The sequence below is a fragment of the Latilactobacillus fragifolii genome, from assembly GCF_905332535.1.
GTDB classification, from domain to species: Bacteria; Bacillota; Bacilli; order Lactobacillales; family Lactobacillaceae; genus Latilactobacillus; species Latilactobacillus fragifolii.
In genome coordinates this window covers 354,315-367,212 of record NZ_CAJOCF010000001.1, presented here as the reverse complement: position 1 = coordinate 367,212, position 12,898 = coordinate 354,315, and the positions used below count along the sequence as shown (strand labels likewise).

The window sequence follows — 12,898 nt, the reverse complement described above, 5'->3', positions numbered from 1 at the left end:
CAAAACCCTGACAACCACAGCCCCTAATTGAAAACCCTAAATATTTTCAATCAATTGAACGGTCTTCCCGGTTTTAAAATCGAGTGTTAAATAACAAAGACGGCCATTGGGACTCTTATAGACAACTTCCCAAACGGGCTTGTTACGGTACATACCGAAATTAATGTTGAGCACTTTTTGCGGATTTTTAGTTGACCAGGTCTTTTCTAGCGCATCGTTTTTAGAAATACCGCCACTTTGCCGATAGACAATGGCATGATTGCCTTTTTCGTTGATTAACACGAAGATTCCGTGATTATCACGGTCTTTACCACTAACGGTATAATACGTTGCGTTTCGATGATACGTATAGAACCCGTCAGGCGCTTTTAATTGCGCGTATTTTTTTGCAATATTGATGGCCTTAGTTTGGGCAGTTGCTTCGGGTTTTCGAGCTTGGTGATAAATCATCAGCATGCTGCCAATGATTACTAATAATAAGAATATCCAGAGCCATCTCTTATATTTACGCACGCTACATTCTCTCCTTGTTCGCTTGAATAAGCCTTATTATAGCAAAAAATAACGATTATCGGCGGTTAAAACCGAATCTTAGTGGGAATTTAACCAAAACAAGTCGGTTAATTCGCGGATTGTTTTGACCGCCGCTGCTCTTTGGGGCAAACTTGCCGGCAATGCGCGGCGCATTTGTTGCCCATATTGGGTCGATAATAACCGCGGATCTAAACAAATGAAGATACCGCGATCGTTTTGAGTTCTGATTAAGCGCCCAAATGCTTGCCGCAGTTTAATTGTTGCCTTGGGCAAAGCCTCTGACTTAAATGGATTAATCCCTTGGGCAGAAAGTTGGGCGTAACGAATCCGTGTCTGCAAGGCATTGGGCGCATCAAATGGTAGTTGAACAAGGATTACTAATTCCAACGCCGATTCCGGAAAATCAACTCCCGATATGAAACTGTTGGTTGCCAATAAGATTGAATCGTGACCAAGCATAAAGCGTTTGGTGATTTTTTCGGCACTACCGGTAATCCCTTGGGCGAGAATTTCTCGATCGAGAGATAAACCAGCTCGGCTGAGCGCATAATAAACTTGCTCCAACGCTTGATTAGCATTAAAGAGCACTAAAGCTTGATGCGGATTATCAACTAATAATGTTAAAAGCTGTTCAGCAACTGCTTGGGGGTACTCATTGGGTAATAAAGTCTTTTGACTAGGACCATCTTCAGCGATAAAAAAGCGCGCCTGTTGCTTAAAGCGGAACGGACTGCGTAATTTTTTAGTGATTAATGGTTGCGTCTCTGTAAAACCGAGTTCCCGTTTTAAATAATCGAAGTGCCCATTAACCGCAAGTGTTGCGCCAGTCAAGGTGACCGGTTCAAAGTGCGCGAGAATCTGTTGCATTTGCGGACCAGCTGAAAGTAATTGCCATTGAAGCTTGAACTGGGATAATTGGCTGGCTTGTTTAGGCTGGGTCATCTGAATCATTAACGCATGTTGTTCCTGTGGTTTAGTGGCAATAAATAATTGCTCAAAACGTTGGTACGTTTCAACATCGGCTAATAACAGGTTAATTTCATTTTCAAATGATTGCCAAATTCCCAGATCGCCCTCTGTATATTGTTCAAGTCGTTGTTCAAGCCAGTAACGCAACGCGAGGAAGTGCTCTTGAATGGTTAGTAGTTGGCGGTTCAACCGGTCAAACTGATTATGGCAAGCAGTGACAAATTGAACTACTTCATCAGGGTTCAAATAACGTTCGCTAAATACTTGCTGAGCTTCTGGTTGTGGTAATTCAAACGCTGTTGTTAAGTACGTTTCTAAATCACCCATGGTTTGGCCCAACTTGGTTAAGTTTTTATGCACTAACCGTAATGAACGGGCTTGCGGTGATTTTTGCGGGAAAAGCCGGGCTAAATTATTATTGGTCTGTTCCGGATTTGTATATTGTAAGCCTTTTTGTGACCAGAGTTGCCACCGTGAAAGCGACCACGCTTGTTGCGCAATTTTTTGAACATTGAAAATCATGTTTTGCGCTTCATCTAAGACTAAGTATGGCCGTTGCCCCCAGGTTTGGTAATCAGTAGCATGTTCGGCTAAATAAGCGTGGTTGGTCACGAGTAATTCAGCTTGTTGCTGGCGTTTATGGAGCCGGCGCAAAAAGTCATCGTGATAAAACGGTGCTTGTGGTTGTAGACTCGCTAACCCGCGGTGTTGCACATTATTGAAAAATGGTGTTTGATAACTGGTTAAATTAAGTTCATCCAAATCCCCCGTCGTCGTTTGGGTTAACCAAACCAAGATTTTCATTTGGAGTAACCGTACCATCCGATTTTTATGTGGTAAGCGAAGTGATAATTCAAAGCGATGCAAATCTAAATAGTGACGCGGACTCTTCACGACTTCAGCCTTAATTTGGCGACCGACTAATTTCTCGAGAAGCGGTCTGGCTTGCGTTAAAATTTGATCTTGCAGTAATGTCGTCGACGTCGCAACCACTAGTTTGTGCTTAGGTGTCATCCGATAACTATAAGGTAGTAAATACCCAATGGTTTTTCCTAATCCGGTGGCCGCTTCAATTAATAACGGTTCAGGTGTATCGGATTCGAAGTTATCGTGAATCATATCCATCATTGTGGCTTGTGCTTTACGCCATTTTAAGTGAGGGTTTAATAACCGTTTCTTATCAGCTTCTGTTACCGGATAATCAGCCGCAAAATTAGCCCCCAGATAGATTTCAAAGGTTTCCTCTGCTGGTTTTCGAAGGGCAATATTTTCGCGAATCAAGAGATTATTGGAAAGCGGTCTAGATTGGGCGCGCATCTGATCGGCGATTGCTGTGAAAAAATCACCTGTTTGGCGCAACAAGCCCGCCCCTAAGGCACTAAGACGTTCAAGGGTGACTAACGGCAACGACTTCAGCCGCGCAATTAATTTTAAGAATAATTTAGCGGTTACCAAGGCGTCGCTGTCAGCTTGATGGGGGTTGTCATGTTCGATAGCGAGTAACTGCGTCAAATCTTGTAATCGATAGCTTGGCGCTTCTGGTAACACAATCTGTGCTAGTTCAACGGTATCGATACCGGGTAAATCAAGCGGCTTTTGACCGACGCGTTCTAATTCACCATTTAAAAATGGTAAATCAAAATTAATATTATGGGCCACGAAAACCGTTCCGGATAAAAGTTCAACTAACGTAGGGGCTAAATCTTCGAAAATAGGTGCCAATTCGAGTTGATCAGCAGTAATATGCGTCAAGTGTTGAATTTTAGTCGGTACGTCGCGTAGCGGATTGATATCTTGGGAAATTGTCTGGATAATTTTGCCATTTTGAATGAGGGCGCAGCCGAATTGAATAATCCGGTCCCCTTCTTTAATGTTTGTGCCGGTCGTTTCTAAATCAACGACGGCGTAAATTGTCTCTTGGTTCATGCTGTCACCAATACTTTACTCATTATTATATCAATCATACTATGAATGACGCGCAGAAACCAGTCTAGTTAATCGCGACTAGTTGTCCAATCGACAATAAATAGAGATATTTAGCGGTTACCGGCCGGTTAGCGATTTGACTTAGCGCGGCACTATACAGGTTAATCTGACCTATATAGCGGGCTTTAATGGCCGCAATAGCCGCTTCTGGGTCGGTGGGGTTCACAAAATCAGTCTTGTAGTCGAACAAAATGCAGTCGCTATCCGTGATTAAATAGCCATCCATAATCCCATGGATTAAGACGTTATCTTGATCTTCTGGGCGTAAGCCGGTGAATAAGGATGCAGCCGGTAACAAAAGTGAAAATGGTACTTCCCGTTTAACTTGGGTTGGCTCAGCTAAGAGTTGTTGCCCCAATTCACTTTCAAAGAAAGTCATGATTGCAGTAACTTTAATCTGTTGGGCAACGTTAGCCGCAAGACTCTTTTGTAAGACAAGCCGGTCGATGACTCTTTGAATCCGATCAGTCGTTACTGGTTGAGTTAAATCGATTTCTTGCAAGACCAAATGCGTCGCCGTTCCAATTTCGGCTGGACGAGCTTTTTGGACAGTTTGCATGAATTGGGGTTGTGGTAATTCATCAGTCACGTAGCGATGGGTTTGTTGCGGGGTATCCGCGTTAAAACGCAATTGCCCTAACTGATCATTATCCGGATCTTCAAAGAGTCGTTTCACTTCCGAAACTGACTGATAAGCTGTCGTTTCAGTGGATCCTTTTGCCGGATAACTGAACGTTAATTGGTCTTGAAGCCCGTTGGCTAAATCAGTTGTCAGATCGACTGCTTTAAGTGCTACTTGTTGTTGATGCCCCCAATCTTGATCATGATGTAAAGCAGCCGGTAGTTCTCCGAGACGTGCTTCACTTGTGAATGTTAAATTAAATTCAGTTGGATCGTCGCTAAGTGGTAAGAAGAAAGTCGCTTCATCGGTCCAATTACGGGCTTGCGGATGACGAATTAAACTCAAGCCAAGCCAATCCAGTAAGTTCATACTAGCTTGACGAACAGCCGTGTCTAACAGCAGATTAGGATTTTGCTGTCCTTTTTGCCAAGTTGCTAGTAGCTTCGCTTGGCTATCACAACTGCCGGCAATAATTAATCGCTGCTCGGCGCGCGTTAAAGCAACATAGAGTTTCCGCATTTCTTCCGCCCGTAATTTTTGGCGTTTTTGGGTTGTAATCGCTAATTCTGGCAGGGTTGGAATCTTTAACCGGTTTTTCGCATCTAAATAAACAATCCCGAGTCCCGATTGATCATCAAGAACGTAATTTTGACGCAAATCTTGTTCATTAAATTGATGATTGGCATCCATCAAAAAGACCACGGGAAATTCCAATCCTTTACTCCCATGGATCGTCATTACAGAAATGGCATCTTGATTACTGAGACTTGTTGGTTGTGCTAAATCTTTATCTTGCTTTTGTAAACGTTCAATAAATTGGATGAATTGAAAGAGCCCCTTAAACCCATTTGCTTCATAAGTCGCAGCTCGTTCATAAAGGGCATGCAGGTTTGCTTGGCGTTGGCGACCAGCCGGCATCCCTCCCGCATAATCTAAAAAGCCGGTCTTTTGATAAATTGTCCAAATTAAATCAACGAGTGGGCGTTGACGCGCAATGGCCCGCAATTCACTTAATAGCGTTTGGAAGTGCGTTAATTTTTCGAAGACTTGCTGGCCTAAATGTCCAGATTTTTGTGCTTCGAACTGGTCAAGGTAATTGAAAACGGCTTGGTAATAGTCATCCGTCTTATCGTTAATTCGGATTAATGCGAGCTCATTTTCGTTCATGCCGACAATTGGCGACCGGAGCACGCTGACAAGTGGAATATCCTGGTTAGGATTATCGATAATTTTCAAGAAAGATAACATAATTTGAATTTCCGTTGTTTGGAAATAATTCTGCGCGTCGCTGATGACAATCGGTAACCCAAACCGTTGAAAATAATCAAGGATGATTAAATTATTATTGCGGGTTGGTGTCAATAAAACAATATCTTGATAGCGAATGGGTCGGATTTCTTTAGTATCACGGTCCCAAATCGTTTCTTGATTATCAATCATCCGTTTAATCCGTTGGGCAACTGACGCAACCTGGCCTTCTACTTTGTCAAGGTTACCAGCTGATTCTTCATCGGCGGGTTTGGCCTCATAGATGAGTAATTCAGTTGGCTGCGTTGGTTTGTCATCTGGATAATAAGTCGCGCCATATTGCAACTCAGCATTATGATCATAATCGAGCTGCCCTAATTGGCGGTCCATAATTTGTTTGAAAATTAAGTTGACGAAATCATCGATATTGCGTCGTGATCGGAAGTTTTCTGCAAGAATAATCCGTTCACTATCATTATCTGATTTAGCAAACTGATCATACTTCCCAAGGAATAAACTCGGATCGGCTAACCGAAAGGCATAGATGGATTGTTTAACATCCCCCACCATAAAGACATTGCGTGGTTCTTGACTAGCAATGGTTTGAATGATGGTTTCTTGTAATTGGTTCGTATCTTGATATTCATCAACCAAGATTTCACTAAATTTATTCTGATAGAACGTCCGTGCTGCTTTTGATTCTGGTGACTCGCCAGCCAAAATATTTAGACAAAAGTGTTCTAAATCGCCAAAATCTAATAAATGGCGGCGCTTCTTCTCAGCTTGGAAGGCTTGTTTGAAATCACGGGTAACCGTCACTAATTTACCAACCAACTCACCTGCTTGTCGTTGAATCTGGCTCGTTTGAACTTCGTCAAAGACAAAATAGGTTGTCAAAAGCTCGTTTAGGGCCCCTTTAACGTTATCGAGGGCGTTTTTAATCCGATCCTTATCATATTGTTCACTGGGTTCTAATTTTTTAGTCCGTTTAGCAGGTCCTAATTGCGCATCGGTCAATTGCGTACGCCATTGTGCCCAGCTTAAAGTATCCGCATTGGCTTGAATGGCGCTTAGTGTTGCTTGCGCCGTTGCGATGGTTGGTAAGTACACCGCAAATTTTTCATTCGTTTGACTGAGTTCGTTAGCCAGTGCCAAGTCTTTCAAGCAAGTTGCCAAGGTCGCTTTTAACTTTGGTAAGATGGTTGCTTTGAAATAAGTACTGGTTGTTAAGCCGGTCTCAGGGACCTCATAAGGCGCGGTTAAGGAGGCCAACCAAGCATCAGGGTTGGGATTAGCGCCGGAAAAGTTAAATAGTTCAAAAACAATGTTGGTTAGACCATCATCGTTGCGATCATTCGAAAAATTTTGGGCTAAGTCATAAAATAAAGCGTCGTTTGACTGGTAATGTTCTTCGCGAACCCGTTGCCAAACTTGATCTTCTAACAAAAGCCGTTCCGCCGAATCGCTTAGTAACCGAAATGCAGGATCAAGCTTAATGACGTAGTAGAAATGCTTAATGACTTGTAAGCAAAATGCGTGCAAGGTACTAATTTGTGCGGTAGGGACTAAACTAAGTTGCTGTCGTAAACGCCGTTGCACTGTTTTGTCGGTTGCTTCACTTGCTTTTTTACGGAGGGCTGTTTGAATACGTTGCCGCATTTCCGATGCGGCTGCTTCGGTGAAGGTCACGACTAGTAGTGAATCAACATCAGTGCCGGATAAGATTTTTTGAATGACCCGTTCCACTAAGACGGTCGTCTTCCCAGAGCCAGCTGAAGCGGAAACAAGAATATCGTGTCCCGCGTGTTCAACGGCTGCTTGTTGCGATGGTGTAAATTGACGTTCACTCATGTCAATTTCCCTCCTCGTTCATGATTTTAGCTAAGACGGACTGATTATCAAGGGCGCTTAACTGACGGTAATTATTTTCTGGTAACATGGCATCGAATTGAAAAATCGCTTTATATGGCGACATCGTTAGTGCGTTAGTGCGATCGGGACGCATAATCGGATTTAGCGCATTTTCCCCTGCAAAAATCGCTTCTCCTGCCGCTTTAATTAGTTGATCATTATGGGCAATTAATTGCTGTAACTCATCGAAAGTGACCAGTTGTTTCGACTTGAAAGCCCCACTTTTTGAGCGATTAAAGTTAAACAACGGTGAATAACCACTTTCTAAAGCGGTATCCAAATTTTCAAGTAAGGTCTCATCATTTAGAATCAAGCCATCATATTTAAATTGATCAAGTAATAGTTGATCAAGTTCGCCTTTTTGCAGTTGAGCGAGTTTTTGTTTATTAAGTTGCTTTAAGGACATTGTCGGATTTTGCAGATGGAGATAAAAAGCCCCTGCTGGTTTCACCTTGTTTTGATCCGGTAAAATTGCCGCTTGATCTTGCAGAACGGTTTCCAGATAGGTCAGCATTTGCAGTGCTAAGCCGTAGTATGCATCACGAAAATTAAAGCTGTGTTGACTTGATTTGTAATCAACAATTCCGAGATAAGCTTGGTCGTTCAATGTCAATTGGTCAATGCGATCAATTTTCCCCCGCACCTTGATCCGACGTTGATTAGGAAGCGTGAACTCGAGCCCCGCTAATCCTTGTTGGGCACCAACTTGACCGAATAAGACTTCAGTTGCTATAGGTTTTAAGTTCGTTCGTTGACTTTGATCGCGTAATGTTCGGCTCACACGTTTAATCGTTTGACTTAATTGGTAACGAATGTAGCCCATCCGCGCAGACTTATTGAGAATCTTAAACTCTGGTTGTTCATATGCCTTTTGCAAGATTTCATCAGTCAATGCATCAATTTGTTGATTGTCCAACTCGGGTAAGATTAAACGTTGAATCTGCAGCATCTTGATAAATTGATCTAAGACCTGGTGATAGAAATCACCAGTATTAGCAGGTGTTAGTTCAAAAACGGGGCGCTCATTCAGTTTTAAACCGTATTTTAAGAAATAAGCGTACTGGTTTTGATAAAATTCTTCTAATTTCGAAATTGATGTGTGAATTTCATTTCCATATAACCCTGTAACAATCTCACTTGTTAATGCAACAGGCTGGTTATGATATGCCAGACTTTGAAGCAGTTGATTGGTTAAATAACGACTAGCAGGAAATTGTTGCAATAAACGATAAACCGTTAGCCATCGGTCAGGAATCATCGTTTGCGTCGCCTGAGCTTGCCGTGCCACTTGAATCAAATCACTTAATAGGCTGCGCCATGAACCCGTAATTGGGGCAATGCTCGTTGGATTGACTTCTGCTAGTATCCGTTGTTCGGTTAGATGAAATGCCTTTTGAATCCGTTCCACGTAGGGTGATATGGTGAAGCTAACACCTTCGCCATTATTCAACGGGTAAGTGAAGTACAGGCCTTCAGTACTACTTAAAAAGGCCAAGTAGTTCAAATAAGGTTCAAAACTGACCTGACTAGCACTTGGATCTGTTAAAAATTGTTCTGAGTGGAATCGATCCATCAGTCGTTGCCGATCATGGTCTGATAATAAGGCAGTGGTTTCAATCTGATCAGGCATTACTTGATCAGTAGCGCCAATCATAAAGGTGATTTTATGGTGTTTAGTCTGAACCATCCCCGATTCAGATAAAACAACTTGGTCAAGGGTTGACGGAATTTGCGCGTATTGGGCCGTATCAAACCCGGCTGCTAATAAATCCCAAAAGCCTTTTAGTTCAAAGGGATGGTCCCCCAATAATGTCACGTATTCATCCAACATCGTCATAAACGTTTGCCATGTCTGTTCCGGTTGGCCGGCTAAGGCAATTTGATTGGCTGCTAATGCTTGATCCCGCCAATTTAACAATTGGCGGTCAACACCTTGTTCGATTAAGAATTGATAGAGAACTTTAGCGGCATCGCGTCCTGTTTTAGCACTGTCTAGGCGTTGATAAAACGGGGGTAAGACGGTCTGGACATAACGTCGGATGCGATTAATCCGGCTGGTAAGCGCCTCATCTTCTGTTGTTCGAACCCCCTCTTGGAAGGAGCCAAAACGATAATATTGCCAATCAGTTGCACTTAGCCAATCATGCCCTTCATATCCACTTTTTAAAATCAGATTTTCACACAAGTCCAGATCAGTGCGGAATTCAGCGACCGATTGATAGTCATCTGGTATTAAAAGTTCAGTCTTTAAAAGCGCCATGACGTCTTCATAGCGGTAATAGTGCTCTTTTACATCAAACAGCGCGGCTAACATCGCAACGAGTGGATGGGCCGCCATTGTTTTAGGTAAATCACAGAAGTACGGCACTTCGTATTCGGTAAAAATGGGAGCAATCATCGTTTCATAGGGGGCTAAATGCCGGGTCATAACCAAGAAATCCCGATAGCGATAATTGCCGGTTTGGACTAAACGACGAATCTCACGGGCAACATAGCGTAGTTCGGTATAACGGTTTTCGGCACCAATCACTTGAAGTTGGGTCGCATCGATTGCCGGTGTGGTTGGAAGCTTACCGTGGTTTTCAGAAGCAACCCAGTACTGATCAAGTGCTAGCAGCGTTGGTGAGACACGCTGGCTGGTTGCAATTTGATCAGTCATAATGGGAACGTGATTTTGCTTAGCCTGTTGATACAATTGATAGTACGTACGTCCCGCTTGATAAAAGAGACTGAGTTTTTCCGGTGGTCGTTGATAGTCGACACGATCGGTAATTAACGCCACAGTTAAACTAGCCTGTTGCATTAAGATCGTGACTAACGCTTGTTCTTGAGCAGTAAATTGGGCAAAACCCTCGATATAGAAGTGACAATCGTGTAAGTCCTGTTGCTTTAAAAAAGCGGTTAGCGCATCGATTAACGTTGTATTTTCAATGAACTGCTTTTGCATGGCCGCTTCAAACGCCTTGGCAATAATGGTTAATTCGCGTAACTTAGTGGCCAATTCGACTTCTTCTGGTGCCAGTTGTGCTGCAATCTGGGTTAGATCGTCTGGTGTAATACAGCCTACTTTAAGTTCCAGTAGTTGACTTGTTAATTGGGCGACGAAGCCGGTTTGGTTGACTTCCCCACCGAACAAGCTGAGTTCTTCGGCATGTTCTTGCAAAAGCCGGTACACGAGGATGTTTAAGCCAGCCGTTGAAATTCGGGGAATCTGGTAGTACGGGGTATTTTTCATGAAATACCAAGCCAGTCGACTAAATGAGAAGACTTGTACTCGCGAGGTTGCGACATACTCACTCTCAGGCGTTTTTAAGTCGTTTAAAAGTGCAACTTCAGATTCGAATTTAATGTGGTTAGGGACCAAATAAAAAAAGCGGTCCGTATTGGTGCCCTTAAGGTCTGTTTGCAGTTGCTTAACTAGCGTTTGATGATGGTCATAACTAGCCGTCCCAATGATAAATTTTAAACTCATGGTGCCCACACTCCTTTGGCGTCATTTTACCATAGATCAGCAAGTGGTTGGGATAAAATCCGGTGAGTCGGTAAATGGCGGGAATGATGCCAAACCGATTAACCTGTACCCAATTTGATTTATGTGGCGGTCATTTTTGTTTTGCAGTATAGTAGTAAGGGTATCTTCAAGTCAGAAAAAGAGATTAAGGGTGATTGTATGCAGACTGGTGTTGGCCAAAGTCATGCGAAAATTATTTTAATTGGGGAACATGCGGTCGTTTATGGACAACCTGCGATTGCCCTCCCCATTTTTGCGGTCCAAGCGCAAGTAACCGTAACACTCGATCCAACGCTCCAGACACCACAGATTAAGAGTACCTATTATAATGGTCCTCTAGAACAAGCGGTCGGTCAGATGCAAGGCATTCGCCGGTTGATTGAACAGTTATGGCACTTGTTAGATCCGAATTTAACCCCCTTTGAATTAATGATTGAAAGTGATTTACCGCCCGAACGCGGGATGGGCTCTTCAGCCGCAACCGCAGTCGCCATTATTCGGGCATTATTTGCGACCTACCACCAAGAGCTCAGTCAAAAACGGCTGCTAAAGCTAGCTGCGTTTTCCGAAAATTTAATCCATGGCAATCCAAGTGGCATTGATGCGGCCACGACTGGGGCTACTACCCCATTATGGTTTGTAAAAGGGCAGCCCCTTCAACCACTTCCAATTAATTTAAAAGGCTATCTTGTCATCGCTGATAGCGGGCAAAAGGGACAAACCGGTGCCGCCGTCAAAAGCGTTCAGAATCAAATGATGTCTAACCCGGAACAAACTCAACCCTTGATTGATCATTTGGGCCAATTAACCCAACAAGTCGCAACAAACATCGCGCAAAACGAATTAACGGCCCTTGGCACTAACCTTAGTCTTGCGCAACTTGATTTACGGGCACTCGGTGTTAGCAATGCCCGTGTCGATCATTTGATTGATGTGGCTAATCAAAACGGTAGTTTGGGGACAAAGTTAACTGGTGGTGGCCGCGGTGGCTGCATCATCGCCTTAGCCGCTACGCAAAGTGCTGCGGAGCATTTGGCACAAGCTCTATCAGCAGCAGGGGCAATTAAAACTTGGATTCAACCGCTACATGCACTTTAACAAAAACACTAATGATTAGGAGCTATCACTATGGGACAATCAGTTACAGCCAGAGCACATACGAATATTGCGCTGATTAAATATTGGGGTAAGCGCGATTCAGCCCTTATCCTTCCGTATAACAGTAGTTTGTCAATGACTTTAGATCATTTTTATACGGATACAACGGTTCGTTTTTCAACCGATTTGACTGCCGACCAAATTACCTTTAATGGGGCCCCTGCGGATGATAAAACAAGCACGCAGATGAGTCAGTTTCTCGATTTAATTCGGAAACAAGCGCACCTGCCTTTATTTGCTGCTGTGACAACCATCAATCACGTCCCTAATGCCGCGGGATTAGCCTCATCTGCTTCTGGTTATGCTGCCTTAGCTGCTGCAGGGAGCCGTGCTGCGGGGCTTGAACTTAACGATCGGGATCTTTCTAGATTAGCCCGCCGTGGTTCTGGCTCTGCTACCCGCTCGATTTATGGTGGTTTCGTTGAATGGCAACGTGGACATCATGATTGGGATTCGTACGCCGTTCCGGTTCAAGAAACTGTGGATTGGGACATTCAGATGATTGCAATTGTTTTGAATGACCGTCAAAAAGCCATCGCCAGCCGTGATGGGATGGCCAAGACAGTTGCGACGTCACCTTACTACCCAGCATGGGTGGAAACTGCTCAAGCCGCAATTCCAGAAATGAAAGCCGCAATCGTTAAGAAAGATATAAATTTAGTCGGTCAATTAGCAGAACAAAGTGCCATGCAAATGCATGCGACAACCCTTAGTGCTGTCCCACCTTTCACCTATTTTGAACCAGAAACGCTACAAGCAATTAAAATCGTCCAGACCTTGCGCCAACAGGGTGTTTCTTGCTATTATACTATGGATGCTGGTCCTAACGTGAAGGTCATCTGTACCAGCCGAGAAACACCACAGATTTTAGCGGCGCTTGCGCCCTATTTCAGTCCTGAACAACTCCTTGTTGCTAAACCAGGACCTGGTGTCAGTTATCGATAATACAAATTTAAGTT

6 protein-coding genes are annotated in these 12,898 nt (G+C 43.5%); 2 read left to right on the top strand and 4 right to left on the bottom strand.

Annotation, left to right across the window (positions count from 1 at the left end; all coding sequences use genetic code 11):
* Positions 1 to 36 precede the first annotated feature (36 nt).
* The 4 genes from J7Q78_RS01760 to J7Q78_RS01745 form a co-directional block, all read right to left on the bottom strand.
* Positions 37 to 513 carry a cell wall elongation regulator TseB-like domain-containing protein gene (locus tag J7Q78_RS01760; RefSeq protein ID WP_208422753.1) on the bottom strand — a complete coding sequence of 159 codons (477 nt, stop codon included), beginning with the start codon at positions 511 to 513 and terminating at the stop codon, positions 37 to 39.
* Between the two features lie 78 nt (positions 514 to 591).
* Entirely contained in the window at positions 592 to 3,429 is a 2,838-nt protein-coding gene (locus J7Q78_RS01755; protein WP_208422754.1) for a helicase C-terminal domain-containing protein, read from the bottom strand.
* Between the two features lie 64 nt (positions 3,430 to 3,493).
* Complete coding sequence (gene addA / locus J7Q78_RS01750) at positions 3,494 to 7,210, bottom strand: helicase-exonuclease AddAB subunit AddA (RefSeq protein ID WP_208422755.1); 3,717 nt, start codon at positions 7,208 to 7,210, stop codon at positions 3,494 to 3,496.
* A 1-nt stretch (position 7,211) separates the two neighbouring features.
* Positions 7,212 to 10,742 carry a PD-(D/E)XK nuclease family protein gene (locus J7Q78_RS01745; RefSeq protein ID WP_208422756.1) on the bottom strand — a complete coding sequence of 1,177 codons (3,531 nt, stop codon included), beginning with the start codon at positions 10,740 to 10,742 and terminating at the stop codon, positions 7,212 to 7,214.
* Between the two features lie 198 nt (positions 10,743 to 10,940).
* On the opposite strand from J7Q78_RS01745, the gene mvk reads away from it, so the two are divergent.
* Positions 10,941 to 11,879: a mevalonate kinase gene (gene mvk / locus J7Q78_RS01740; protein WP_208422757.1), complete on the top strand. Its 939-nt coding sequence runs from the start codon at positions 10,941 to 10,943 to the stop codon at positions 11,877 to 11,879.
* A 30-nt stretch (positions 11,880 to 11,909) separates the two neighbouring features.
* Positions 11,910 to 12,884: a diphosphomevalonate decarboxylase gene (mvaD, locus tag J7Q78_RS01735; protein ID WP_208422758.1), complete on the top strand. Its 975-nt coding sequence runs from the start codon at positions 11,910 to 11,912 to the stop codon at positions 12,882 to 12,884.
* The last annotated feature ends 14 nt before the right edge of the window (positions 12,885 to 12,898 follow it).

What these genes read in the sequence shown, in the direction of transcription:
- J7Q78_RS01755 (WP_208422754.1), bottom strand. Translation starts at nt 3,429, where the DNA reads ATGAACCAAGAGACAATTTACGCCGTCGTTGATTTAGAAACGACCGGC.
- addA (WP_208422755.1), bottom strand. Translation starts at nt 7,210, where the DNA reads ATGAGTGAACGTCAATTTACACCATCGCAACAAGCAGCCGTTGAACAC.
- J7Q78_RS01745 (WP_208422756.1), bottom strand. Translation starts at nt 10,742, where the DNA reads ATGAGTTTAAAATTTATCATTGGGACGGCTAGTTATGACCATCATCAA.
- mvk (WP_208422757.1), top strand. Translation starts at nt 10,941, where the DNA reads ATGCAGACTGGTGTTGGCCAAAGTCATGCGAAAATTATTTTAATTGGG.
- mvaD (WP_208422758.1), top strand. Translation starts at nt 11,910, where the DNA reads ATGGGACAATCAGTTACAGCCAGAGCACATACGAATATTGCGCTGATT.